23 protein-coding genes and 1 pseudogene are annotated in these 26,011 nt (G+C 60.8%); 10 read left to right on the top strand and 14 right to left on the bottom strand.

What is annotated here, in order from left to right; genetic code table 11:
• Window positions 1-143 precede the first annotated feature (143 nt).
• From JFU37_RS18240 to JFU37_RS18250, 3 genes are all read left to right on the top strand, one after another.
• Window positions 144-962: an NAD-dependent epimerase/dehydratase family protein gene (locus JFU37_RS18240; protein ID WP_201117044.1), complete on the top strand. Its 819-nt coding sequence runs from the start codon at window positions 144-146 to the stop codon at window positions 960-962.
• 40 nt (window positions 963-1,002) lie between these two features.
• Window positions 1,003-1,890 carry an SMP-30/gluconolactonase/LRE family protein gene (locus JFU37_RS18245; protein WP_201117046.1) on the top strand — a complete coding sequence of 296 codons (888 nt, stop codon included), beginning with the start codon at window positions 1,003-1,005 and terminating at the stop codon, window positions 1,888-1,890.
• A 396-nt stretch (window positions 1,891-2,286) separates the two neighbouring features.
• On the top strand, window positions 2,287-3,171 hold the full coding sequence (locus tag JFU37_RS18250; RefSeq protein WP_201117048.1) for an aldose 1-epimerase: 885 nt from the start codon (window positions 2,287-2,289) through the stop codon (window positions 3,169-3,171).
• On the opposite strand, the gene JFU37_RS18255 is transcribed toward JFU37_RS18250, so the two are convergent.
• Together JFU37_RS18255 and ercA are read right to left on the bottom strand one after the other, a co-directional pair.
• Complete coding sequence (locus tag JFU37_RS18255) at window positions 3,156-4,883, bottom strand: PAS domain-containing hybrid sensor histidine kinase/response regulator (RefSeq protein WP_201117050.1); 1,728 nt, start codon at window positions 4,881-4,883, stop codon at window positions 3,156-3,158. The two genes, JFU37_RS18250 and JFU37_RS18255, sit on opposite strands and share 16 nt — an antisense overlap.
• Window positions 4,867-6,030, bottom strand: a complete 1,164-nt coding sequence (gene ercA / locus JFU37_RS18260) for an alcohol dehydrogenase-like regulatory protein ErcA (RefSeq protein WP_201117053.1) — start codon at window positions 6,028-6,030, stop codon at window positions 4,867-4,869. The genes JFU37_RS18255 and ercA overlap by 17 nt, the downstream gene beginning before the upstream one ends.
• A 120-nt stretch (window positions 6,031-6,150) precedes the next feature.
• Between ercA and JFU37_RS30730 the strand changes: the two are divergent.
• Window positions 6,151-6,228: pseudogene (locus JFU37_RS30730) on the top strand (outer membrane lipoprotein carrier protein LolA); the annotation flags it as partial.
• 20 nt (window positions 6,229-6,248) lie between these two features.
• Here the strand turns inward: JFU37_RS30730 and pqqE are convergent.
• The 10 genes from pqqE to pedF form a co-directional block, all read right to left on the bottom strand.
• On the bottom strand, window positions 6,249-7,382 hold the full coding sequence (gene pqqE, locus JFU37_RS18265) for a pyrroloquinoline quinone biosynthesis protein PqqE (protein WP_201117055.1): 1,134 nt from the start codon (window positions 7,380-7,382) through the stop codon (window positions 6,249-6,251).
• Window positions 7,379-8,131: a pyrroloquinoline-quinone synthase PqqC gene (gene pqqC, locus JFU37_RS18270; protein WP_201117057.1), complete on the bottom strand. Its 753-nt coding sequence runs from the start codon at window positions 8,129-8,131 to the stop codon at window positions 7,379-7,381. Before pqqC ends, pqqE begins: the two co-directional genes overlap by 4 nt.
• Window positions 8,132-8,287: 156 nt before the next feature.
• Entirely contained in the window at window positions 8,288-9,202 is a 915-nt protein-coding gene (gene pqqB / locus JFU37_RS18275; RefSeq protein WP_201117059.1) for a pyrroloquinoline quinone biosynthesis protein PqqB, read from the bottom strand.
• 55 nt (window positions 9,203-9,257) lie between these two features.
• Window positions 9,258-9,329, bottom strand: coding sequence for a pyrroloquinoline quinone precursor peptide PqqA (gene pqqA, locus JFU37_RS18280; RefSeq protein WP_010455123.1), 72 nt, complete (start codon window positions 9,327-9,329; stop codon window positions 9,258-9,260).
• 269 nt (window positions 9,330-9,598) lie between these two features.
• Window positions 9,599-11,119 carry an acetaldehyde dehydrogenase ExaC gene (gene exaC / locus JFU37_RS18285; protein ID WP_201117061.1) on the bottom strand — a complete coding sequence of 507 codons (1,521 nt, stop codon included), beginning with the start codon at window positions 11,117-11,119 and terminating at the stop codon, window positions 9,599-9,601.
• Window positions 11,120-11,355: 236 nt separating this feature from the next.
• A complete protein-coding gene (locus JFU37_RS18290) occupies window positions 11,356-13,131 on the bottom strand; it encodes a PQQ-dependent methanol/ethanol family dehydrogenase (protein ID WP_201117063.1) in 1,776 nt (591 codons plus the stop codon).
• 278 nt (window positions 13,132-13,409) lie between these two features.
• On the bottom strand, window positions 13,410-14,348 hold the full coding sequence (locus JFU37_RS18295) for a quinoprotein relay system zinc metallohydrolase 1 (protein ID WP_201117066.1): 939 nt from the start codon (window positions 14,346-14,348) through the stop codon (window positions 13,410-13,412).
• A gap of 16 nt (window positions 14,349-14,364) precedes the next feature.
• A complete protein-coding gene (locus JFU37_RS18300) occupies window positions 14,365-15,126 on the bottom strand; it encodes a quinoprotein dehydrogenase-associated SoxYZ-like carrier (RefSeq protein ID WP_201117068.1) in 762 nt (253 codons plus the stop codon).
• Window positions 15,126-16,001, bottom strand: coding sequence for a substrate-binding periplasmic protein (locus JFU37_RS18305; protein WP_201117070.1), 876 nt, complete (start codon window positions 15,999-16,001; stop codon window positions 15,126-15,128). The genes JFU37_RS18300 and JFU37_RS18305 overlap by 1 nt, the downstream gene beginning before the upstream one ends.
• A gap of 3 nt (window positions 16,002-16,004) precedes the next feature.
• A complete protein-coding gene (gene pedF / locus JFU37_RS18310) occupies window positions 16,005-16,466 on the bottom strand; it encodes a cytochrome c-550 PedF (protein ID WP_201117072.1) in 462 nt (153 codons plus the stop codon).
• A 430-nt stretch (window positions 16,467-16,896) separates the two neighbouring features.
• Here pedF and JFU37_RS18315 point away from each other — a divergent pair, with 430 nt between their 5' ends.
• From JFU37_RS18315 to JFU37_RS18340, 6 genes are all read left to right on the top strand, one after another.
• Window positions 16,897-18,081 carry an ABC transporter substrate-binding protein gene (locus JFU37_RS18315; protein ID WP_201117073.1) on the top strand — a complete coding sequence of 395 codons (1,185 nt, stop codon included), beginning with the start codon at window positions 16,897-16,899 and terminating at the stop codon, window positions 18,079-18,081.
• A gap of 31 nt (window positions 18,082-18,112) precedes the next feature.
• Complete coding sequence (locus tag JFU37_RS18320; protein ID WP_201117074.1) at window positions 18,113-19,072, top strand: YVTN family beta-propeller repeat protein; 960 nt, start codon at window positions 18,113-18,115, stop codon at window positions 19,070-19,072.
• Complete coding sequence (locus JFU37_RS18325) at window positions 19,069-19,800, top strand: ABC transporter ATP-binding protein (RefSeq protein WP_201117075.1); 732 nt, start codon at window positions 19,069-19,071, stop codon at window positions 19,798-19,800. Before JFU37_RS18320 ends, JFU37_RS18325 begins: the two co-directional genes overlap by 4 nt.
• Entirely contained in the window at window positions 19,797-20,588 is a 792-nt protein-coding gene (locus JFU37_RS18330) for an ABC transporter permease (protein WP_201117076.1), read from the top strand. The genes JFU37_RS18325 and JFU37_RS18330 overlap by 4 nt, the downstream gene beginning before the upstream one ends.
• A 206-nt stretch (window positions 20,589-20,794) precedes the next feature.
• Window positions 20,795-21,352: a PQQ-dependent catabolism-associated CXXCW motif protein gene (locus JFU37_RS18335; RefSeq protein WP_201117077.1), complete on the top strand. Its 558-nt coding sequence runs from the start codon at window positions 20,795-20,797 to the stop codon at window positions 21,350-21,352.
• A 56-nt stretch (window positions 21,353-21,408) separates the two neighbouring features.
• Window positions 21,409-22,074, top strand: a complete 666-nt coding sequence (locus JFU37_RS18340; protein WP_201117079.1) for a response regulator transcription factor — start codon at window positions 21,409-21,411, stop codon at window positions 22,072-22,074.
• 132 nt (window positions 22,075-22,206) lie between these two features.
• Here the strand turns inward: JFU37_RS18340 and nahK are convergent, their stop codons facing one another.
• Together nahK and nosP are read right to left on the bottom strand one after the other, a co-directional pair.
• Complete coding sequence (gene nahK, locus JFU37_RS18345) at window positions 22,207-24,801, bottom strand: hybrid sensor histidine kinase/response regulator NahK/ErcS' (protein ID WP_201117159.1); 2,595 nt, start codon at window positions 24,799-24,801, stop codon at window positions 22,207-22,209.
• Window positions 24,770-25,933: a nitric oxide-sensing protein NosP gene (gene nosP / locus JFU37_RS18350; RefSeq protein WP_201117081.1), complete on the bottom strand. Its 1,164-nt coding sequence runs from the start codon at window positions 25,931-25,933 to the stop codon at window positions 24,770-24,772. The genes nahK and nosP overlap by 32 nt, the downstream gene beginning before the upstream one ends.
• Between the last annotated feature and the right edge of the window lie 78 nt (window positions 25,934-26,011).

Consider the following 26,011-nt stretch of genomic DNA (forward strand, 5'->3'; position numbering starts at 1 on the left):
TCCTACAAGGGAGAGGGATAACCCTCCGTCATTTTCAGCCAAAGTCGCGTTGACAAGACCCGGAACGCCTAACGATACTCCAACTCAGTCGTACGACAACCTACAACAAATCCAACAACAATAACTGCGCGCCCAGGACTTCCATGACCTCCACTTCTAACGCCCCTTTCAATCGCCTGCTGCTGACCGGCGCCGCCGGTGGCCTCGGTAAAGTGCTGCGCGAAAGCCTGCGCCCTTACGCCAATGTGATTCGCCTGTCGGACATCGCCGACGTCGCGCCGGCCATCGATGACCGTGAAGAAGTGGTGCGCTGCGACCTTTCCGACAAGCAAGCCGTGGATCAACTGGTCGAAGGCGTGGACGCGATCCTGCACTTCGGTGGTGTGTCGGTGGAGCGTTCCTTCGAAGAGATTCTCGGCGCCAACATCTGCGGCGTCTTCCACATCTATGAAGCCGCACGCCGTCATGGCGTGAAGCGCGTCGTTTTCGCCAGCTCCAATCACGTGATCGGTTTCTATAAGCAAGACGAAGTGATCGATGCCCACTCCCCGCGCCGTCCGGACAGCTATTACGGTTTGTCCAAATCCTACGGCGAAGACATGGCCACGTTCTACTTCGATCGCTATGGCATCGAGACCGTCAGCATCCGCATCGGCTCAGCGTTCCCGGAACCGCAAAATCGCCGGATGATGAGCACCTGGCTGAGTTTCGGTGACCTGACTCGATTGATTGAACGTGCGCTGTATGCTCCAGGCGTCGGCCACACCGTGGTGTACGGCATGTCCGATAACAACAACGTCTGGTGGGACAATCATCTGGCAACCCGCCTCGGTTATGCGCCACAGGATAGCTCCGACGTGTTTCGTGAAAAGGTCGAAGCGCTGCCACTGCCGTCTGCCGATGATCCGATCCGGGTCTACCAGGGTGGGGCTTTTTGCGTGGCCGGCCCGTTCGGCGACTGAACCAACATCCCAGCGATAAAAACCAGGGGACACTGTTGCCATGCAAGCCGAATTGATTGTCGATGCCCGTAACGCGGTCGGTGAATGCCCGGTCTGGGTGCCCGAGGAAAACGCCCTGTACTGGGTTGACATTCCTGCCGGAGGGTTACAGCGCTGGCGTGCCGAAACCGGCCATGTCGACACCTGGACGGCCCCGGAAATGCTCGCCTGCATTACCCGCAGCAGCGCAGGTGGCTGGATGGCCGGGATGGAAAGCGGCTTCTTTCATCTGCGTCCGCATGATGACGGCAGCCTCGACAGCGACCTGCAGGCCCACGTCGAACACGCCCGCACCGACATGCGCCTGAACGATGGCCGCTGCGATCGTCAGGGGCGTTTTTGGGCCGGCAGCATGGTGCTGAACATGAACGCTAACGTCGCCAACGGCAGGCTTTATCGCTACAGCGCCGGCCAGCGCGGACCGCTCGATGCGCAACTGGACGGGTTCATGGTGCCCAATGGCCTGGGCTTCAGTCCGGACGGAAAAACGATGTACCTGTCGGACTCTCATCCCTTGAGCCAACAGATCTGGGCCTTCGATTACGACATCGACAGCGGCACACCGTCGAACCGTCGGGTGTTTGTCGACATGAATCACTTCAGCGGACGCCCCGACGGCGCCGCCGTCGATGCCGACGGTTGCTACTGGATCTGTGCCAACGATGCCGGGCTGATTCACCGTTTTACCCCCGACGGTCGACTGGACCGTTCCCTGACCGTGCCCGTCAAAAAACCGAGCATGTGTGCCTTTGGTGGCGGTCGACTGGACACGCTGTTCGTGACCTCGATCCGTCCCGGCGACGATCATGACGAACAATCACTGGCCGGTGGCGTGTTCGCCCTTGATCCCGGCGTCAAGGGTTTGCCTGAACCTCAGTTCAAAGAATAAAAGACACCAAGGTTCCCATGTAGCAGCTGCCGAGCACCGCGAGGCTGCGTCTGCAGTCTGCCTGAGGGAACTCGGTTGCGGGGTTTGCGACGGCTGCGCCGCCGAACGCTGCCTCGCGGTGCTCGACAGCTGCTACAAGGATCAGCGGTGTTCTCACATCAGAGCTCAATTGAAATGACGCCAACACTCCTCGAACTCGAAGACGACTTCACCCTCCTCACTCTCGCCCCCGAGGGCCCAGGTAGCAGCTGCCGAGCACCGCGAGGCTGCGTCTGCAATCTGCCTGAAGGAACTCGGCTGCGGGGGTTGCGACGGCTGTGCCGCCGAACGCTGCCTCGCGGTGCTCGACAGCTGCTACGAGGATCAGCGGTGTTCTCACATCAGAGCTCAATTGACATGACGCCAACACTCCTCGAACTCGAAGACGACTTCACCCTCCTCACTCTCGCCCCCGACACCGGCGCGAGCATCGTCAACTGGACCGTTCGCAACACGGGCCAGCCGCTGTTGCGCCACAGCGACGCCCACGCCCTGAACACCGGGCTGCCCGGGAAACTCGCGTGCTATCCCTTGGCGCCCTGGTCAAACCGGATTGCCGAAGGTGGTTTCGACTGCCCCGATGGCTGGCTGGCACTGACACCCAACAGCCTCACCGATCCCCTGCCGATTCATGGCAGCGCCTGGCAACAGCCGTGGCAGGTGATTTCCCGGGCACGCAATGAAGTCGTCCTGCAACTCGACAGCACCACACCCTTCGCCTACCGCGCCCGCCAACGTTTCCATCTGAGCGAAGGCAAGCTGAGCATCGATTTGCACGTTACCCACCTGGACGAACGGGCTGCCTGGCATGGGCTGGGGTTGCATCCTTACTTTCCGCGCACCGCCCGTACGCAGTTGCAGGCGCCGGCTCGACACGTCTGGTTATGCGATGCCGCAAAACTTCCGACACACCTCAGTTCGTTACCCGCCGAGTGGGATTTCCAGCCATTGAAGGGATTGCCCGACACGCTGGTCGACAACGGTTTCTGCGAATGGGACGGCCATTGCCTGATCCAGCAACCCGACCTCGGTTATGAACTGGACTGTCAGGTCACCGGTTGCGACTACTACCTGCTGTATTGCCCGGTGGACCTGGCCTTTTTCTGTATCGAACCGGTGAGTCATCCGGTCAATGCGCACCATCTACCGGGTCGACCGGGGTTACGGTTACTGGACCAGGGGCAATCCGCCGAGTTGGGTTTCAGCCTGCACTATCGCGCACTTGACTACGCCAGCATCTGACTCAGTACCGCACGCAACTTGCCGGGTTTCACCGGTTTGTTCAGCAGCGGTGCTTCGAGCCGTTGCAACGACCGCCGACACTGATCAGTGCGGTCGGCGGTGATGATGACCGCTGGAATCGTCTGGTTGAAATGCTCGCGTAAATGCCTGACCACCTCACAGCCCACCACCCCGTGGTCGAGGTGATAGTCCGCCAGAATCAGTTCCGGTGCCTGGCCCTGTAACGCGGCCAGCGCTGAGACCTCATCGGTGGCGGTGACCACTTCGCAGCCCCACTGCCCGAGCAACGCGCGCATGCTTTCGAGGATGCTCACCTCGTTGTCCAGCACCAGCAAACGCCGGCCTGGCAATGGGTTGCCCATCCCGGGCTGCGGTGTTGCCAGACTGATGGGCAGCGGTATCTCATGGGATATCGGCACGTCGATGCTGAACATCGAACCGCGCCCCGGCAGCGAATGAACCTGAATCCGGTAGTCGAGAATTTTCGCGATCCGTTCAACGATCGCCAGCCCCAGCCCCACGCCTTTGCGGTCGGCGGCGCGTCCGACGTCCAGTTGGTTGAACTCGAGAAAAATCGAGTCGAGCCGATCGGCCGCAATTCCGCGCCCGGTGTCCCAGACCTCGATTCGCAACACGTCGTCCCTGCGTCTGGCCCCCAGCAGAATGCTGCCCTGATCGGTGTAGCGGCAGGCGTTACTGAGGAAGTTGCGCAGGATGCGGGTCATCAAACGCAAGTCGGTATGAACGGCGTAGTCGCCGATGCGCGACCGCAGGTTCAACCCGGCCGCTTGCGCCACTGACTGGAACTCCGAAACCAACGGCCCGAGCAATTCGTCGAGCCGGTACAGGGCGATGTCTGGTTTCACCGCCGCCTGATCGAGCCGGGAAATGTCCAGCAGATCCGTGAGCAAATCTTCCGCCCCTTCCAGGGCCTGGTGCGTGCGCTCCACCAGCACCTGCTCGACGTCGGGCAGCGCGCGCTCGCGCAAGGTCGAGATCAGCAACCGCGCGGCATTGAGCGGTTGCAGCAGGTCGTGGCTGGCGGCCGCGAGGTATTTGTCTTTGCTGCGGTTGGCGGCCTGGGCGGCGTCACGGGCATCGCGCAGCGCCTGCTCGATCTGCTCTCGCTGGGTGATCTGCTGTTGCAGGTTGCGGTTGGCTTCCAGCAACTCGTCGGTACGCGCAGTGACCCGTTGTTCCAACTCGTCATTGAGTTGTTGCAGGCGTTGCTGGGCCAGTTTTCGTTCGGTGATGTCGGCAACGAAGCCCTCCACCAGACCTTCCTGATCGGGTTTAAGCAGCAGGTTCATCAGCACGTCGAGGCTGCTGCCATCCTTGCGGCGCAACTGGGTTTCATAGCCGTGCAGACTGCGTTGGGTTTTCAGGATTTCGCCAATGTTTTCCAGTTCTTTGGCACCGCCGACAAACAGGTTGCTCGCCAGGTCGGCCAGGGAGAACAGCACCTCTTGCGGATCCTGATAGCCGAGCATCCGCGCCAACGCCGGGTTGGCGGCGCGCATGCCTTCGAGCAGGCTGGCCTGGAAGATCCCGTGCACCGCATTTTCGAACAGCCATTTGTAGCGATTGCGCTCGGCTTCCAGTTCGTCAAGGCGCGCGGCCAGTTCCGGGTAATGGCTCTTGCGCGCCGAGTGGCTGCCTAACCCCAGTAACCCGGCCAGCGCCCGTTGCTGTTCGTCAGAGGGCTTCGCCATAGACGACCTCGACATCACGCTGACTGGACTCGCGCGGGTTGGTCAGGATGCACGGATCGTGCATGGCGTGTTGCGACAGGAATGGGATGTCTGCCGTGCTGACCCCGTGTAAACCGAGGGTTTCATGGAAGCCGATGGCACGTTTGAGGGCGATCAGGTGTTCGACCAGGCGCCCGCATATCTGCCGGTGATTGAGGCCCCGGCAATCAATACCGAAGGTCTCGGCGATCACCTTGAAACGGTCCGGTGCCGACGTGTAATTGAATGCGACGACGTGTTCCACCAGCACCGCGTTGCACAAGCCGTGGGGCAAATCCAGAAAGCCGCCCAGGCTGTGGGACATGGCGTGCACCGCGCCCAGGATCGCATTGGAAAACGCCAGCCCGGCCTGCATGCTGCCCAGCATGATCTTTTCGCGCAGGGCGATGTCCGTCGGGTTGGCGATCATTTGCACCAGGTTGCCGTTGATCAACCGCATCGCCTCCAGTGCATGGGGGTCGGTCAGCGGCCCGTGACCGGTCGAGACGAACGCTTCGATGGCATGGACCAGCGCGTCGATGCCGGTACAGGCCGACAGGAACGGGTCCATGCTCAGGGTGGTTTCCGGGTCGATCAGCGACACGTCCGGCACGACTGCCTTGCTGACGATGGAGAACTTCATCCGTTCTTGCTGGTTGGAAATGATCACGAATTGCGAGACATCCGCCGATGTGCCGGCGGTGGTTGGAATCAGGATCAGCGGCGGGCTTGGGACGCGGATGGTGTCCACACCCTCGAATTCAAGGATGTTGCGTCCGTGGGCGACGACAATGCCGATGCCTTTGCCGCAATCCATCGGGCTGCCACCGCCGACCGCCACGATGACATCGCAGTGGTTTTCCCGGTACAGCTCGGCGCCGAGCATGACTTCCTCGACCCGCGGGTTGGGTGAAACGTCGCTGTATAAAAAGTAATCGATGCCCTGCGCTTGCAGGCTGGCCTCGACATCGGCGACCCAACCGGCGGCAATCACCCCGGGATCGCTGACCACAAGCACCTTACGCGCACCAAAGGTCTTGGCGTAATTGCCGACATTGTGCCGGCATCCGGCACCAAAGATGATTTCAGGTGAAACGAATTTACGCAGCTGGCTGAGACTCTGGCTCATTGGAAAGCCTGTTTTTTATTGTTTTGAAAGGTAGATCCCACACTAAAGCATCCGGCTGCGAATGCAATCAGACCAAAGGACAGAGCAGCTCCCCCCCCTGTAGGAGCGAGCTTGCTCGCGATGGTCGTCAACGAAAACGCTGGGAACCTGACACCCCGCGGCGTTCTCGGGTTCTTCGCGAGCAAGCTCGCTCCTACAAGGGATTTGTGTCGGGTGATTCATCCGCGGTAGATCAGTCGCGAGGCCTTTTCATTGCGCAACGTCAGGTGCTCCATGCCCTGCCCCGGCGCATTGGCTTCCTCGCGGGCCTTGAGGATCACGCCGTGATGCGGTGACTTGCTGCACACCGGGTCGGCATGGCTGGCATCGCCGGTCAGCATAAACGCCTGACAGCGGCAGCCGCCGAGATCCTTGTGCTTTTCATCGCAGGAGCGGCACGGCTCTTTCATCCAGTCATCACCGCGAAAACGATTGAAACCGAAGGAATCGGTCCAGATGTGTTCGATGCTGTGCTCGCGCACATTGGGAAACTCGACCGGCAACTGTCGGGCGCTGTGGCAAGGCAACGCGGTGCCGTCCGGGGTGATGTCGAGAAACAGATTGGCCCAGCCGTTCATGCAGGTCTTGGGGCGCTCCTCGTAGTAATCCGGGGTGACGAAGATCAGCTTGCATGGATGGCCCTGCGCCTCCAGACGTTGTCGATATTCGTTGGTGATGCGCTCGGCGCGCTGCAATTGCTCACGGGTGGGCAATAGGCCGACGCGGTTGAGCTCCGCCCAGCCGTAAAACTGGCACGTCGCCAATTCGACGAAATCCGCTTCCAGCTCCAGGCAAAGCTCAATGATTTGTGCAATCTGATCGATGTTGTGCCGGTGGGTGACGAAGTTGAGCACCATCGGATAGCCCTGGGCCTTCACGGCGCGGGCCATCGCGAGTTTTTGCGCGAAGGCTTTGCGCGAGCCGGCGAGCATGTTGTTCACCGCTTCGTCTGCCGCTTGAAAGCTGATCTGGATGTGGTCCAGTCCGGCGACCTTGAAGTCGCGCACTTTCTGCTCGGTCAGGCCGATCCCCGAGGTGATGAGGTTGGTGTAGTAACCCATGTCCCGCGCCGCTTTGATCAACTCGGCCAGATCCGGTCGAACCAACGGTTCGCCACCGGAAAACCCCAGTTGCGCGGCGCCCATTTCTCGCGCCTCGCGAAAGACGCGAATCCACTCTTCGGTGCTCAGCTCTTCGCCTGACGTGGCGAAATCCAGTGGATTGGAGCAGTACGGACATTGCAGCGGACAGCGGTACGTCAGCTCTGCCAACAACCACAAAGGTGGACCGGGGCGCTGATCAATCGGGCTCACAGGGCGATCCCCCGGTGCCAGACGTTGTGGGCGGTGACGGTGTGATAAGGCGGGCGGTTCAGCTCGTAAGCCATGCTCATGGCATCGAGCATGCTCCAGAGAACGTCGAGTTTGAATTGCAGAATCTCCAGCATCCGCTGTTGGCCTTCGGCGGTGACGTAGTGCGCCAACGTAATGCGCAAACCGTGCTCGACATCCCGCCGCGCCTGCCCCAGGCGCGTACGGAAATAGTCGTAACCGGCGACGTCGATCCACGGATAGTGAGTCGGCCAGGCGTCGAGGCGGGATTGATGGATCTGCGGAGCAAACAGCTCGGTGAGTGAACTGCTGGCAGCTTCCTGCCAACAGGCACGACGCGCGAAATTGACGTAGGCATCCACGGCGAAACGCACACCGGGGAGCACCCGTTCCTGGGAGAGTAGGTGCTCGCGTTCTAGCCCCACCGCTTCCCCCAGACGCAGCCAGGCCTCGATGCCACCTTCGCTGCCGGGCGCGCCGTCATGGTCGAGGATGCGTTGCAGCCATTCACGGCGCACGTCGCGGTCCGGGCAGTTGGCCAGAATCGCGGCATCCTTGAGCGGGATGTTGACCTGATAGTAGAAGCGATTGGCGACCCAGCCCTGAATCTGCTCGCGGGTTGCGCGCCCGGCGTACATGGCTTGGTGGAACGGATGATGTATGTGGTAGTAGGCGCCTTTGGCACGCAGGGCGGCTTCGAATTCGGTGGGGGACATCGGGGTGTCAGTCATTGCGGTTCTCCGGGGAACAACCGTTGGGTGCTGTGGTGTCTGGTCTGGCCTCTTCGCGAGCAAGCCCGCTCCCACATTGGTTCTCTGTTGTTTACACATTTTGTGTCCAATGAAGATCCAGTGTGGGAGCGGGCTTGCTCGCGAAAGGACCATCCGCTACAGCTCAATACTCATGCCGTCATAAGCCACTTCCACCCCACGCCGCTCCAGTAACGCCCGCTCCGCCGAGTCTTCATCCAGGATCGGGTTGGTGTTGTTGATGTGGATCAGCACCTTGCGCTGGCGGGTGAAACCCTCCAGCACCTCAAGCATGCCGCCGGGACCGCTCTGTGCCAGATGGCCCATTTCACTGCCCAGACTGTGGCCGACTTCACACACGCGCATCTCGTCATCGCGCCATAACGTGCCGTCCAGCAACAGGCAATCGGCGCGTTGCATCCAGCCCAACACGTCGTCATCGACCTGCCCCAGGCCAGGCGCATAGAACAGTGATGTACCGCTACGGAGGTCTTCGACAAACAGGCCGATCGTGTCGCCGGGTTGCGGATTGCCGCGATTAGGCGAGTACGGCGCTGCGTTGCTGACCAGGGGAATCGCCCGAAACTGCAGGTGTTCGCAGGCCGCGATGCTGAACGGCTCGAGGTCGAGGCCGATGGGTTGCCACTGCAAGCCGCCGTTCCAGTGCTTGAGCATGGTGAACAATGGAAAGCCACTGCTCAGGTCCTCATGCACCCGCTCGGTGCACCAGACGTGATGCGGGCAACCTTCGCGCAGGCTCAACAGGCCGGTGCAATGGTCGATCTGGCTGTCCACCAGGACCACGCCGGCAATCGCGGTATCGCGCAATCGACGGGCCGGTTGCAGCGTTGGGAAATTCTCAAGTTGCGCGCGGATGTCCGGTGACGCATTGCACAGCACCCACTCCACACCGTTGTCGCTCAGGGCAATGGACGATTGCGTGCGAGGGTGCGCCCGCAAGCTGCCGTTGCGCACACCGGTGCACTGGCGGCAGTTGCAGTTCCATTGCGGAAAACCACCGCCAGCGGCGGAACCGAGAACGCGGATATGCATGGGCGATGCTCCAGAAGGCAGGCCCGGCCAACGCAACGGTCGGCCGGGTGAACAATCAGCGGTTGGCGAAATACATCGTCACTTCGAAGCCAATGCGCAGGTCGGTGAACGCGGGTTTATTCCACATGGGTCAATCCTCTTCTTGTGCCGGGTAATTCCGGTAAAGCCATTAATGCACGGGGTGCCAGGCAATCGAATGCTACTTTCGAAGGAGATGGCGGCGTGCGTTGGTAGGGGGTGTCACACGATCTTCAGTGCACCTAAAACCAAAAATGTAGGAGCGAGCTTGCTCGCGAAGGACGTGAGGGCACCGCGTACATCCAGGCGGTACACGTCATCGTTGACGTCCATCGCGAGCAAGCTCGCTCCTACAGGGTTAGTGGTGTGTTTGAGGGGTTAGAAGAACCCCATCGGATTGATGTCGTAGCTCACCAGCAGGTTTTTGGTCTGCTGGTAGTGGTCGAGCATCATCTTGTGGTTTTCACGACCGACACCGGATTTCTTGTAGCCACCAAACGCAGCATGGGCCGGGTACAGGTGGTAGCAGTTGGTCCAGACACGTCCCGCCTTGATCGCCCGACCCATGCGGTACGCACGGTTGATGTCGCGGGTCCACAGGCCGGCGCCGAGGCCGAACTCACTGTCGTTGGCGATGGCCAAGGCTTCGGCTTCGTCCTTGAAGGTGGTGACACCCACCACCGGGCCGAAGATTTCTTCCTGGAACACGCGCATTTTGTTGTGGCCCTTGAGCAGCGTCGGCTGGATGTAATAGCCGCTGGACAAGTCGCCTTCAAGGCGTTCGGCCGCGCCGCCGGTGAGCAACTCGGCGCCCTCCTCCTGAGCGATTTTCAGGTACGAGAGGATCTTGTCGTATTGCTGCTCCGAGGCCTGGGCGCCGACCATCGTCTCGGTGTCCAGCGGATTGCCGCGCTTGATCTTGACGATCTTCTTCATGACTTCGGCCATGAACGGCTCGTAGATCGACTCCTGAACCAGTGCCCGTGACGGACAGGTGCAGACTTCGCCCTGGTTGAAGAAGGCCAACACCAGCCCTTCGGCCGCTTTCTCGATGAACTGCGGCTCGGCGCTCATGATGTCTTCGAAGAAGATGTTCGGCGACTTGCCGCCCAGCTCCACGGTGCTTGGAATGATGTTCTCGGCAGCACAATGCATGATGTGCGCGCCGACCGGGGTGGAACCGGTGAAGGCGATCTTCGCAATGCGCTTGCTGGTGGCCAGCGCCTCACCGGCTTCGCGACCAAAGCCTTGAACGATGTTCAACACCCCGGCCGGCAGCAAGTCGGCAATCAATTCGGCGAACACCATGATCGACAGCGGCGTCTGCTCGGCGGGCTTGAGCACCACGCAGTTGCCTGCAGCGAGGGCCGGGGCGAGTTTCCAGGCAGCCATCAGCAGCGGGAAGTTCCACGGAATGATCTGCCCGACCACGCCCAGCGGCTCGTGAAAGTGGTAGGCGGTGGTCAGTTCGTTGATCTCGGCGGCGCCACCTTCCTGAGCGCGGATGCAACCGGCGAAGTAACGGAAATGGTCGGCGGCCAGCGGCACATCGGCGTTCAGGGTTTCGCGCACGGCTTTGCCGTTGTCCCAGGTTTCGGTGACCGCGAGGATTTCCAGATTCTGTTCGATACGGTCGGCGATTTTCAGCAGCACCAGGGAGCGGTCCTGGGCCGAGGTCTTGCCCCAGGCATCGGCGGCGGCATGGGCAGCGTCGAGTGCTTTGTCGATGTCGGCAGCGCTGGAGCGCGGGAATTCAGCAATCACGTCGCCGGTGACCGGCGACGTGTTGGTGAAGTACTGGCCATTGACCGGCGCGACGAATTCGCCGCCGATGAAATTGCCGTAGCGCGCTTTGAACGAAACGACGGCGCCAGGTGTTCCGGGTTGTGCGTAGATCATGGTGGGCCTCTGTCTGGGTCGATGCCTGTCGGGCAGACAGGCGATGAATCGATAGTAGAGAGCCCCGCGTGCCAGACGAATGCGCCGTTGGCAGGAGGACTCTCGTTATTTGGTAGTAGGAGCGAGCTTGCTCGCGATGGTCGTCAACGATAACGCTGGAAACCTGACACTCCGTGGCGTTCTCGGGTTCATCGCGAGCGAGCTCGCTCCTACAGGGTTATGCGGTGGGTTCAGGGTTAGTGTTTGGCCACGAGATCTTTGGGCAATTTGAAGGTCCAAAGCATGCCGCCCTGGTTGAAATCCTTGATGCGCTTGGCCACTTCGCCGCCCCAGAGCGGAACTGCGCCCCCCCAGCCGGACAGCACCGAGACATACTGTTCGCCGTCCATTTCCCAGGTCACAGGCGAGCCGAGCACGCCGGAGCCGGTCTGGAATTCCCAGACTTTTTCGCCGGTCTTGGCATTGAACGCCTGGAGGAAACCTTCCGGCGTGCCGGTGAACACCAGGTTGCCTTTGGTAGTGAGCACCCCGCCCCACAGCGGCGCGTAGTTCTTGTGGCGCCAGACTTCCTTGCCGGTTTTCGGGTCGATGGCGCGCAGCACACCGATGTAATCTTCATTCAATGGTTTGATGGTGAACCCGGCTCCGAGGAACGCGGCGCCTTTCTTGTAGGCGATGCCTTCGTTCCAGATGTCCATGCCCCACTCGTTAGACGGCACGTAGAACAGCCCGGTGTCTTTGTTGTAGGCCATCGGCATCCAGTTTTTTGCACCGAGAAAGGCCGGTGCGACGAACACTGAACTGCCTTTGGCTTCCGTGCCTGGGGCGCCGGGACGGCTGGCTTCGTTGTAGATCGGCCGGCCATCTTTATCCAGGCCGGAGGCCCAGGTGATCTTGTCCACGAACGGGAAGCCGCGGATGAATTTGCCGTTGGTGCGGTCCAGCACGTAGAAGAAACCATTGCGGTCCGCGGTGGCGGCAGCTTTGATTTCTTTGCCGTTTTCGGTGTAGTTGAACGAGATCAGTTCGTTCACGCCGTCATAGTCCCAGCCGTCGTGAGGTGTGCTCTGAAAGTGCCATTTGATCGTGCCGTCGTCTGGATTGAGAGCCAAACGCGACGACGAGTAGAGGTTGTCGCCCGGACGCAAATGCGAGTTCCATGGCGCCGGGTTGCCGGTGCCGAACAGCAGCAGATTGGTTTCCGGGTCGTAATAGCCGCCCAGCCAAGGCGCCGCGCCGCCGGTTTTCCAGAGATCGCCAGGCCAGGTCTTGCCCGCTTCACCGCCGGAGATACCGTTTTCTATCGCTTTGCCGTCCTTGTAGACGTAGCCCATGTGACCTTCGACGGTGGGCCGGGTCCACAGCAATTCGCCGTTTTTCGGATCGTAGGCCGAGATCTTGCCGACCACCCCGAACTCGCCGCCGGCCACGCCGGTAATCAGCTTGCCGTTGACCACCAGTGGCGCGGCGCTGATCGAATAGCCTTCTTTGTGGTCGGCAACCTGCTTGCTCCACACCACTTTGCCGGTGTCTTTGTTCAGGGCCACGAGTTTGGCGTCGAGGGTGCCGAAGAACACCAGGTCGCCATACAGCGCCACGCCGCGGTTGATCACGTCGCAGCACGGACGGATGTCGTCAGGCAGGCGCGCGTCGTATTGCCAGAGCTTCTTGCCGGTGCGCGCATCCACCGCGAACACTCGCGAGTAAGAACCGGTCATGTACATCACGCCGTCCTTGATCATCGGCTGTGCTTGCTGACCGCGTTGTTTTTCACCGCCGAAGGAGAACGCCCACACTGGCCGCAACTCCTTCACGTTGTCGACGTTGAGGGAGTCCAGCGGGCTGTAACGCTGACCCTGGACGCCCAGACCGTTGGTGACGATCTGCTCCGGGTTCTTGGGGTCCTGGAGGATGTCTTGATCGGAAACGGCGGCCAATGCCTGGCCGGACAACAGCATGGCACTGAGCAGCACACTCAAGACGAAGGGTTGGCGACGTGCGGGTTGGGTCATGACGGCTACCTCTGCGGTTTTTGTTATACCCGGGAAATTCTCCCGGTCTGGTGCAGATTCTTGGCCGCCGCCGCCTTTGTAACAATTACCCGCAATGCTGAGATTGCTAATCCCTTAGTACCGGGTCGGATGAGATGAGCCTCGGATTTTGTGATCTACCCCGCCCCCCTGTGGGAGCGGGCTTGCTCGCGAAGATGCCCTCACATTCACCATTGATGCTGCCCGACACACCGCCTTCGCGAGCAAGCCCGCTCCCACAGGGGTTTTGTGTGTAAGTGTCACTTGTCTGCGGTGGAATCAACTCGGGTCATCTGTGCGCGTTCGTAACGCGGGTATAGATGGCTGACACTGCGGATCAGTTCGTAGCGGCTCAGGTTAATACCGGCGAAACGTTCGGGGATAGGACTACGGATCATCTCGGCCATGTCGCTGCCATTGGCGGCGCCGTCACGCATGAGCTGGTCGAGCCAGGTCAGGTAGTCACGCATTTGCTCGAAGGGCTTTGAGTCCGTTGCCACCGGCCCATGGCCGGGCACGATCAGCGTCCACGGCAAGCCTTGCAGCGTCGCGATGTCTGCCAGCCACACCGACAGCCCGGGGCTGTTGGGCGTGGTCAGCGCACGCTGATAAAACACCAGGTCCCCGGCAAACAGCACGCCGGTTTGCTGGTCGAGAATAGCCAGATCCGCGCCCGTGTGCCCACCCAGGCTCAGCAGGCGTAGATCGTGATTCCCAAAATTTCGCACGCCGGGTGTCAGCGTCTCAGACGGCAACACAACTTCGGTTCCGCGCATCCAGTCGCCCACCAACCGATACATGTTCTCGGCCATCGCGTCGCCCTGTTGATGCAGCAGCGCCGTGGTGTCGGCCAGCGCGCCAATGGGCACGTCACTGAAGGCTTGATTGCCCAGCACATGGTCCGGGTGATGATGGGTCAGCATGACCAGAATCACCGGCTTGTCGGTGGTCGCGGCAATCGCTTTGCGCATGGCCTCGCCGTAGCGTTTCGACGGCCCGGTATCGATCACCACCACGCCGCGTTCGGTGACGATGAAGGCGGTGTTGACGATGTTGCCACCGTTGGCCTTGGAGAAATTGTCGGTGCTGCCTTCCAGCAGCCAGGTGTCTTCGGCGATTTGCCGAGGCTTGAGCACGTAGTCGAGGTCGGCCAGGACCGGCAGACTCAGGCTCATGAACAACAACAGCATCCAGCGCATGATGCGCTCCTCAGGGTCAGGGTATGGCCGCATCGAATTGATTGCCGCTGTTGTCCCGCAGCAACAGGCGCGTCTGTCCTGCCCCTTCGATGTCGAAGGTCAGGTTGGGGTTTTCGCTGACGGCGGGAAACAGTTCAAGGCGAGCCAGCACCTGACCGTTCTGATCCCGCAGCTCGGCATGGTTGATAAAGAATTCCGGAATGCCGCTGACCATGCCGTTGTCCATCGGATGCGCCACCTGCAAGCGCAAGCGGCTGAATTCACCACGGGGGTAGCGACCGCCCAGCACTTCGCCGATGTGCTCCTGCCAGCCTGGCTGGGTGCGCACTACGCTGGGCGCCGTGCAACCGCCGCCCGCCGCGTCAATCAGGGTCGAGCCGACGTGCCAGAGCCCGTCGCGGGTCAGGACGGCGGCACGCAACGGTGTGGCTTGTTCGATACGGATGCGGATCGACAGCCAGGGCAGCACGCGATCCACGGGTTGGAAATCGACGATTCTCGGCAAGGGATTAAGTTCGGCCCAGGCGAGGATTTTCACCACCTCGCCCTTGAACGCCCGGGCGTCGATTTCCAGGGGCACTTGCCGCGCGTCTTCGGCGAACGGCGGTGCGAGCAACTTGACCCGCTCATCGAAAACGAACGGCGCATCACCGAGCATCTGCTTGTGATAGAAGTCCCACATCACTGACGGCACCGGGTCTTTCCCCGGCTCGATCTGCGCCGCCTGCGCGGCGATGGGTAGCCAACAGGCCAACAGGCAACTCACTCGCCAGTCCACTATTGGTACATCTCGGGCACGTCATACCGCAGGCCGTAACGGGCATAAATGGCTTTGACCGAGCCGTCGCGGATCAACGCTTCCAGCGCCTCTTCCACGGCGTAAGCCAGTTGACGGTTGCTCTCGTGCACCGCCATGCCGATTTCCCAGAGCTGCTTGCCCATGTTCGGGTAGGCGTTTTCGGCCAGCGCCACTTGCGGGTCGGCCGCTTCATGCACTTGCCAGTCAATCTCGCCGCGCATGGCCATCACTGCGTCGACTTCACCGGCCTTCATCGCGGCAAACGCCTGGGGCACACCCGGATAATGGTGGGTTTTGCCGGCGAGCATGCCGTTGAACACCGACGTCAGGTAGAACGACGGCACGCTGTCGACTTCGACACCGATCGGGTGCTGCTCGAACACCGCGACACTGCCCACCGAGTCCAGCCGGCGACGATCATAAGCGACTTGCCATTGCTCGTTCTGGTACGGGCCGAACATCACCACGTGGTCGTTCTCCAGCTCGCCCAGTTCATTGCGTTTTTGCGAGTAATCGCGGTCGTACGGCACGCGCATCATCAGGTCGGCCAGTTGCTGGTTGTGCAACTGACTGGCCCGCCAGATGTAATCGCGCAAATCGTCATCGAGTTTCTCGCCGGCCGGCGCCCAGATCAGCGTCAAGTGCACGCCCAGTGCTTTGGCCAATGCCTCGGCGAGTTCGACATCCACCCCTCGTGGCTGGCCGGCGTCTTCGAAGCTGTAGGGCGCGAAGTCTTTGTAGACCGCGACTTTCAGTTCCCCGGCGGCGATCATTTGGTCAAAGGTACGGACCTGCGCCTGCGCCATCTGGCAGCACAGCAACACGGCGCTGATCAACACGGTGAGCAGGCGCATGGGTTACTCCTCGGAGTGCACGCTGTCCAGGTAGGTACGCACCGCCCACAAAGCTTCCTGGCTCAAGTAATCGGCCATTTTCGGCATGTAGACCCGGCCGTCTCGCACCGCGCCGTTACGCACCCGCTGGACAAACCATTCATCACCGGCGTCGCCGACATCCAGCAGGCGCAAATCGGGAGCGATGCCGCCGGATTTGGCTTCCAGGCCATGACAGGCCGCGCAGTTCTGGTTGTAGGCCGAAGACCCGATTTCCAGCGCTTTATCGTGTTGCGGCGAAGAACGATAGGGGTTCACCGCCGCCCAGCCATCGGCATCGACCGGCACGCCGGCGTCCTTGATCGGGGTCAGGCCCGGGGTTTCGACCGCTTGCGGCACCACGTTGCCGTGGGCCCAGACAGAGCCTGCGCTGATAAAACCGGCCAGCAGTCCGGCAACAAGCAAGGCGTTGCGTTTTGTTGTCATTGTTATGCCCTCAGGATTGCACGCAAAACCTCTTGGCAGAGGCTATGGCACCCATCTTAAGAACCCCGTCACGCCAACCCCATGCTGCTTTGGTGGCCGCCGTCTAGTTCCTTGGTAGTAAGGCGAGTGGCCAACACGCCTGACGCCTGGCCGTAACGCGCTCTGTAGCAGCCTGCGTTCGGCTGCGTGTAGGAGCGAGCTTGCTCGCGAAGATGGAACATCCGACACATTTTCTGTGGCTGAACGACCATCGCGAGCAAGCTCGCTCCTACACACAGCCGAACGCAGGCTTCGCCAGCTACTACAGATCGCATTAGGCTCGCGTTTCCGGGGTGAGCTACGACCTTGGTACTGGCTCTTCGATACTTTCTGCATATTTCATCCCCACAGCAGGGTTCCTATGCTGGCGCTACCTGTAAAGGAGTGCCTTATGCGCCAGCTTGCCCCTTACGCCTTGATCTACCTGTTGGCGATTGCCTGCGCCGCCGGGCTGGCGACCCAGAGTCAGGCGGCTGACGCGCCGTTGCAGGTACGGATCGGCTACCTGGGCTATCGACCCGACCCGGGTCCGCTGCTGTCGAACATCATTCCCGAACCGACCGATGCCGGGCTGCGTGGCGCTGAACTGGCGATTACCGACAGCAACAGCACCGGACGCTTTCTCAACCACAGCTACAGCCTCGTCAGTGCCAGCGCCGACAGCGCGGATACGCTGATCGACGCGGCCAAGGCTCAACACGAGCAAGGCCTGCGACTATTTGTGGTGAACGCGCCGGTGGAAACCCTGCGCCGGCTCAGCGCAGTGCTGCCCGACAGCCTGCTGTTCAACGCCGGCAGCCCCGACGACAGTTTGCGCACCACCGATTGCCTGCCCAACGTGCTGCACAGTTTGCCAAGCCGGGCGATGCTGGCCGATGCGCTGGCGCAATTCCTGGTGGTACGCAAATGGCAGCGGGCGCTGTTGATCGTCGGCCCGACCCCGGACGATCAAGCCTATGCCGCCGCCCTGCGCCGTGCCGCCAAACGTTTCGGCCTGCAACTGGTGGCGGAAAAGGCCTGGAGTTTCGACAACGATCAACGCCGCAGCGCCCAGGCCGACATGCCGCTGTTCACCCAGACCGCCGAGTACGACGTCGTGCTGGTGGCCGATGAACGCGGCGATTTCGGCGAATACGTGCCCTACCAGACCTGGTACCCGCGCCCGGTCGCCGGCACTCAGGGGCTGACCCCGGTGGGCTGGCACAAAACCGTGGAAACCTACGGCGCCGCCCAATTGCAAAAACGCTTCGAAGCGACGGCCGGGCGCTGGATGAACGATCGCGATTTTGCGGCATGGATCGCCGTGCGCAGCATTGCCAGCGCAGTGAGCAAACTGCGCCAGACCGATCCGATGGCGATTCGTCAGCTGGAAATCAGCGACCAACTGCCGCTGGATGGCTTCAAGGGTCGCAAGCTCAGCTATCGACCATGGAACGGCCAGCTGCGCCAGCCAATTCCCATCGTGCAACCCCGGGCGCTGGTCAGCACCTCGCCGCAGGACGGCTTTCTGCACCCTTTCAACGAGATGGACAGCCTGGGTTACGACAAGCCCGAGGTCAGTTGCCGCTTTCCCTGATCCGACAATCAGAACAACAAAGGAATCCGCCATGCGCCGCACCCTGCTTTCTTGCGCCCTGCTACTCGCCGCCGGGCACGCGGCGGCCAGCACCGCCTGGGTCTCTAACGAAAAGGACAACAGCCTGAGCCTGATCGACATGCAAACGCTGCAAGTTACCGACACCCTGCCCGTCGGCCAGCGCCCGCGCGGCTTGCTGCTGTCCCACGACAGTAAGTTGCTGTACATCTGCGCCAGCGACTCGGACCGGGTGCAGGTGATGGACGTTGCCACGCGCAAGATCATCAAGGAACTGCCGTCGGGCAAAGACCCCGAGCAATTTGCCCTGCACCCGAATAATCGCTGGCTCTACGTTTCCAACGAAGATGATGCGCTGGTGACGGTGATCGACACCGAAACCTCCAAGGTGCTCAGCCAGATCAACGTCGGCGTCGAACCGGAAGGCATGGCGGTCAGCCCCGACGGCAAATGGGCGGTGAACACCAGCGAAACCACCAACATGCTGCACTGGATCGACACCAGCACCCAGACCCTGGCCGACAGCACCCTGGTGGATCAGCGGCCGCGCTTTGTCGAGTTCTCGCCCGATGGCGCGCAACTCTGGGCCTCGGCGGAAATCGGCGGCACGGTGACGGTGCTCGACGTGGCGACCCGCAAGATCCTCAAGACCCTGACCTTTCAGATCAAGGGCGTACACCCGGACAAAGTCCAGCCGGTGGGCATCAAGCTCAGCGCCGACGGCAAGTACGGTTTCGTCGCCCTCGGTCCGGCCAACCATGTGGCGGTGGTCGACGCCAAAACCTACGAGATTGTTGATTACCTGTTGGTGGGCCGGCGCGTCTGGCAGATGGCGTTTACCCCGGATCAAAAGCAATTGCTTGCCACTAACGGCGTCAGCGGCGATGTCTCGGTGATTGATGTCGACAGTCTCAAGGTCAGCAAATCGATCAAGGTCGGGCGCTATCCGTGGGGCGTGGTGGTGACGCCATGAACGCACTGGAGGTCCGCGAGCTGAGCTTCGCCTATGGGGCGAAAGAGGCCTTGCGTCAGGTGAGTTTCAATTTGGCGCCCGGGCGTTTTGCCGCATTGCTGGGGCCGAACGGTGCGGGTAAATCGACGCTGATTGCGCTGCTGACCCGGCTCTACGATTTGCAACGCGGGGATATCCGGGTCGGCGGCTGCTCGTTACGCGATGCACCGCGCCCGGCGCTCAAGCAATTGGGCGTGGTGTTTCAACAAAGCACCCTGGACCTGGACCTCAGTGTCGAGCAAAACCTGCGTTATCACGCTGCGCTGCATGGCCTGTCCCGGCGTCAGACCGGCCTGCGGGTCGATGCTGAACTGGCCCGCCAGGCCCTGACCGAACGCCGTCGCGAAAAAGTGCGCGAGCTCAATGGTGGCCATCGCCGCCGGGTGGAAATCGCCCGGGCATTGCTGCACGAACCGCGTTTGTTGCTGCTGGATGAAGCCAGCGTCGGCCTCGACCCGGCCAGTCGCCTGGCGCTCAATCAACACATCCGCAGCCTGTGCCGCGAGCAAAGGATCAGCGTGCTCTGGACCACTCACCTGCTTGACGAAGTACAGGCCAGTGACGATTTGTTGATCCTGCATCAAGGACGCTTGGTGGCCAGCGGACAGGCGGATTCCCTGAGTCTGGAACACGGCGGCGACCTCGGTTCAGCCTTTGCTCGGCTGACAACCTCAGGAGCCGCCCGATGAATGCGTATTGGCACTGTTTCAGCGGCATCGTACTGCGCGAATGGCTGCGTTTTGTGTTGCAGCGCACGCGGTTTCTCAGTGCGTTGGTGCGGCCACTGTTGTGGCTGCTGGTGTTCGCGGCAGGTTTTCGCGCGGCACTCGGCATCGCGATCATCGAACCCTACGACACCTACATTCCCTATGAGGTCTACATCATTCCGGGGCTGGCCTGCATGATCCTGCTGTTCAACGGCATGCAAGGTTCGCTGTCGATGGTCTATGACCGGGAGATGGGCAGTATGCGGGTGCTGCTGACCAGCCCCCTGCCCCGGACCTTTCTGCTGTGCAGCAAACTGTTGGCCACCTCGCTGATTTCGCTGTTGCAGGTGTATGCCTTTCTGGCGATTGCCTGGGTGTATGGCGTGCAACCGCCGGCCATGGGGGTGCTGATCGCGTTGCCGGCGCTGTTGTTGGTGGCATTGATGCTCAGTGCCCTGGGCTTGTTGCTGTCGAACGCGATCCGCCAACTGGAGAACTTTGCCGGGGTGATGAATTTCGTGATCTTCCCGCTGTTTTTCCTGTCGTCGGCTTTGTATCCGTTGTGGAAAATGCGCGAGTCCAGTGAATGGTTGTACTGGTTGTGCGCGTTGAACCCGTTTACTCATGCGGTGGAGCTGGTACGGTTTGCCCTGTATGAACGCTTCAATCCGTTGGCGCTGGCGGTGTGCATCGGTCTGACGCTGCTGTTTTCGCTACTGGCGGTACTCACCTTCAACCCGCAACACGCCGCTCTGCGTAAATCCAACTAACCACACAATCCCCCTTGTAGGAGCGAGCTTGCTCGCGATGGTGTGTCAGCTGCATTAGTGTCGACTGACACACCATCGCGAGCAAGCTCGCTCCTACATTGATCGTCGAAATTACTACTTTAGTACGGGTTTACCTGTCTATCGTCGCATTCCAATCGCGCCGTGACTGGCATGTAATGGGTTCATAACTATAAGGATTGAACCCCATGTCGCGTGCCAGACATCGTCTGTTGTGCCCTTCTCTCGCTGCGCTATCGCTGAGCCTGGTGCTGGGCGTCACGCACGCCGAAACAGCCCTGTTCTCCGCCGACGGTTATCGCATCGGCCTCTACCGCAGCCCGACGCCCCATCAGGTCGAGGGCGCGGCCATCATCGACACCGCCGCCCTGCAAACGCTGCTGGCCCGGACGCCGCGTCCGGTGTTGATCGACGTTTACCGCCGCCAATGGCTGGAAGGACGTTTCATCGAAGACCAGCCCCATGAGAACCTTCTCGGCAGCCACTGGCTGGCCAATACTGGCGACGGTGACCTGACGCCCGCCTGGCACGCCTATTTTGCGCGTAACCTGAACACATTAACCGCAGGCGATCGTGCACAACCGCTGGTCTTCTATTGCCGCGCCGATTGCTGGTTGAGCTGGAACGCGGTCAAACGCGCCGCCGCCATGGGTTATAAGTCTTTGTATTGGTATCGCGATGGCCTGGACGCCTGGCAAGCGGCGAACCTGCCCGTGACGCCGGCCCAACCTGAGCCCTTTCCCTGATCTTTACGCTTGCGTGTTGTTGCCACACCCTAATCAAAATAATGAGGTGAAAGGCTATGTATAAAATTCTGATTGCCGATGATCACCCGCTGTTTCGCGAAGCCATACACAACGTCATCAGCGATGGGTTTCCAGGCAGCGAGGTCATGGAGACCGCCGATCTCGACAGCGCCCTGCTGCTGACTCAGGAGCATGACGACCTCGATCTGATCCTGCTCGACCTGAACATGCCGGGTATGCACGGCCTCAACGGCCTGATCAACCTGCGCAACGAAGCCCCGACCATTCCGGTGGTAATCGTCTCGGCCGAACAAGACAAACAGATCGTGCTGCAAGCCATCACGTACGGCGCGGTGGGGTTCATCACCAAATCCTCGCCGCGTGTTCAGATGACCGAAGCCATCCAGCAGATTCTCAACGGCAACGTCTACCTGCCCCCGGACATCATTCGCACGCAAAAAAGCGGCACCCACCGCCGGATGAACGATGCCCCAAGCTTCCCGCCTGAACTGCTGCAAGCCCTGACCCGCAAGCAGTTGCTCGTGCTGGAACGCATGACCAAGGGCGAGTCGAACAAACAAATCGCCTACACCCTGGAAATCGCCGAAACCACGGTCAAGGCTCACGTCTCGGCGATCCTGCGCAAACTCAACGTGCACAACCGGGTGCAGGCTATTTTGAGTGCCGGAGATATTGATTTCGGGTCTTACCTGCGGCGCTGACTTTAGGGGACAACCGGAAGATCGAGTCGGCCCTTTCGCGAGCAAGCCCGCTCCCACATTTGATCTGATTCAACTTGGTAAAATGTGGGAGCGGGCTTGCTCGCGAAGAGGCCAGCACAAGCACTAGAGCATTCAAGGCCTGCCGAGCAAATGGCTCATCGCCGTCTTGAGCTTCATCGGCCTCACCGGTTTGTGCATCAAGGTGTGGCCCAGTTCACGGATTTGCTGTTTGAGCTCGTTGCTGTAGTTGGCGGTGATCATCATCGCCGGAATGGCCGAGCCGCGTCGCGCGTTGATCCGGGCCACGGCATCGACACCGTTCTGATCGTCATCCAGGTGATAGTCGGCAATCAGCAAGTCGGCTTCTTCATGGTAGTTGTCCACCTGCCGTGCCAGGTCCTCCTCCGACAACGCCGTCACCACCCGACACCCCCAACCTTCAAGCAACGTGCGCATCCCCGCGCAAATGGCCGCGTCGTTGTCCAGCACCCACACGCGAGCCCCGCGCAGACGCTCCAGCATCGGTTCACTCATCACCAGGCTCGGTAACGCCTTGGGTGCCGTGGCGCTCAACGGGACTTCGACGGAGAACATCGAGCCCTTGCCCGGCCATGAACGCACGTGAATCCGGTGGCCGAGTATCCCGGCAATTTTCTCGACAATCGCCAGCCCCAGGCCTAAACCACGATCCTGATCCGGTCGCTGCACATCACCGCGTTTGAACTCCTGGAAAATCTCTTGCAGACGGTTTTGCGCAATGCCCATGCCGCTGTCCCAAATCTCGATCGACAGCCGCTGGTGATGACGCCTGCACCCAAGCACCACCCGACCGCTGTAGGTGTAACGAATGGCGTTGCTCAGCAGGTTGCGAAGAATCCGCGCCAGTAATTGAATATCGCTGCGCACCAGTGCTGAACAGGGGATGAAATGCAACGCCAGTCCTTCGCTGCGGGCCACCTGGGTGTACTCGACCGCGAGGTTTTCCAGCAGTTCACTCAGGGCGAACGGCGCAATATCGGCCTTGATCACCCCGGCATCCAGCTTGGAAATGTCCACCAGCGTACCCAGCAGGTTTTCCACATCCTCCAGGGAATTGCTGACATTGCGCACCAAAACCGCGTTGGCCACCGGTTCCCGGCGCTCCAGCAACGCACTGGTAAACAGCCGCGCGGCATTCAGCGGTTGCAGCAGGTCATGGCTGACGGCCGCGAGAAACTTGGTCTTCGACAGATTGGCCTGCTCGGCCTCGAGCTTGGCTTCGCGCAAGCGCGATTCCACGCGCCGACGCTCATCGATTTCGCGCAGTAACTGGTGATTGAGGGTGGTCAGTTCGGTCGTGCGTTCGCGCACCCGCAGCTCCAGATTCTGATAGGCCTGATGCAACGCCTCGGCCGTGCGTCGGCGCTCGGTGATGTCGCGGATCAACACAAAAATCCCCACCACTTCTCCGGTGGCCAGGCGATTGGGCACGTAGGAGCGCAGCATGTAACGCTCCTGATTGTTGATGTTGATTTCGGCGAATTCGAACGTCACGCTCTCCCCCGCCAAGGCCCGGGCCACGTAGGCTTCCAGGCGCTGATAATGCTGTTCGCTGTGCACTTCCCGCAGGCTCTGCCCAAGCATCACGCCGCGGGGCCAGCAGTACCATTCTTCGTAGACCTTGTTGGTGAATTCGTAGACCAGATCGGCATTGAGGTAGGCGATCAACGCCGGCACATGGTCGGTGATCAGGCGAATCCAGCGCTCGCTTTCGATCAGCGTTTCGGCGTGCTGGTAGCGCTCGGTGATGTCGGTGAAGGTGTTGACAAAGCCGCCGGTGGGCAACGGATGTGTGCGAATTTCCAGCACTCGGCCATCGTAGAGGCGTTGTTCGCATTCCTGTACCTGCCGTCCGTTTGAATCACGACTGTCCGGGGTCAACAGGTGCAATTCACTGTCGGCGATCACTTCGGCGAACGGGCGATGGGCCGCCACCGGCGCCAGGCCGCTGAGCTCCAGAAAACGCCGGTTCCACAACTCCAGAATCCCCTCGGCATTGACCATCGCCACACCTTGGGACAGGTTGTCGACCGCCCGTTGCAACAAGTGGGATTTTTGCGCCACCGCTTGCTCACGGCGCACGGCTTCGCTGAGTTTGACGTCGGTAATGTCGGTGAACAGGATCACCCGCCCGCCTTCCTGGGTGGGCCGCTCGCTGACTTGCAGCCAGCGCCCGTCCTGCAGGCGATAAAGCAGATTTTCGTCGGCATGCCCCCGAGGCTCCTCGGTGAATACGCCGGTGCTTGTCATCAGTTGCTTAACCTCGCCCAGGCGCATGCCGGCGTTGATCCGCACCCGACTGCTGCCCCAAAACGCCCTGAAACGGCTGTTGAACAGCACGATCCGTTGCTCGGCATCGAACAGCACAAAGGCATCGGAAATGCTCTCGATGGCATCGATCAAATGTTGGTGGGCGGTTTCAGCCCGCAGCCGCGCCTCGCTGAGCAGATGATTGCCGGCCCTGAGTTCGGCCATGGCCTGGTTCAAGGCGTCGGTGCGCTCACGCACTTGCTCGGCCAACACCACGGAATGCTGGAACGCCGCGTACGGGTCGTTACCGCGCGTGATGCCGGACTCGACCCGCTCGATCAGCGCGCCATTGATGCGTTGCAGTTTGTGGTTTTCGTGTCGCAGGCTGGCGATCTGAGCCTGAAGCTCAGCGGTGTCCAAGGGACCGGCCTCGGGCAATGGCAACCCCGGTGAAGGTCTGGTTGATGTGCATGCCATTGAACTGTTCTCCGTAGGTGTTGAAACCCATCACCCGTTGGTCACGCAAAAATGCTCCGATCTGCTCCAGACGGCCGTCGTCTTCCAATTCCAGACGCCTGAGAAAACAGTCGCAGCCAAGGGTCAGCAACAGATCGCCGAGGCGCTCCTGCAACCCTTCGAACAAGGCTTGCAGATTCGGCAGCATCGGGCCCGGGGTCATGACCGTGAGAACGATGCCGTTCTCCACCGCGCAGTAGAAACTCAGGCTGAGGTCCGGATGAACCTGCTGGATCGCCCGCACGTAATACTGATCGTTGATCCGCACCGCCAGCGGGTGCGCGGCGAAGATTCGGTGGTCGAGTTCGGCCACCGGTACGCCGATGTGTCGGGCGTACTCCTCGGCAGCGGGCTCGGCATTGAGCTCAAAGACCCGGCGCGAAGCGCTGTCGGCACCGGTGACCACCAGTTTTTCCGCCCGTGGCAGGATGTGGTGGGTGGTGAAGACTTCAAAATCCAGCCAAGTGTTGACCAGCACCACCACCGCCGCGCCGCTGTGGAACTCGCCATTAAAATAGACGTGGGTGTGGGTCAGGTAGTTGTCGTCACCGGCTGAACCGCCGAAATGAGGAATGTCGCCCAACGCCGCGCTCAAGGCGGCGAGGACCATTTCTTCACGGCTGGACAAACCATCGAGCAGGGTCAGGGCAAAGCTGTTGCCCTTGATCGGCGCCAGGGTATTGCTACGACAGCCACTGACCAGTCGCTCGACCATGTGCTGGGCGTCGATCAGGCTGAAGCGTTCCATTTCGTCGATCAGTTCAGCGTCGATGGAAAAATGCCGATGGTCGAAACCCACCGCCGTCACGCAATTACGGCCGTAACCCAGCGGGGTGATTTCTCCGGCACTGGTGCACCCCACCAGACGAATGCCGCCGAAGCTTTCTTGCAAGGCCTGCCCCAGCGCCTGCAAGTCGTACTCGGCGGAACAAAAGAACAGCACAAACCCCAGGTGCGGGTGCAACAACTGTCGCGCCAGCTCCTGGGCCACCTGCTGGGCCTCGGTGGCCTGGGACATTGCACTGACAACGCCTTCGCTCTGGACCTGCTGCATCGTGGCCTCCCGCAGGTGCACATGTATGAGGCTCGAGTGTACGAAGCCTGTGGCCTGCGACGTATGCTACTTGGGTAG

This window comes from Pseudomonas sp. TH41 (assembly GCF_016650695.1).
GTDB lineage: Bacteria > Pseudomonadota > Gammaproteobacteria > Pseudomonadales > Pseudomonadaceae > Aquipseudomonas.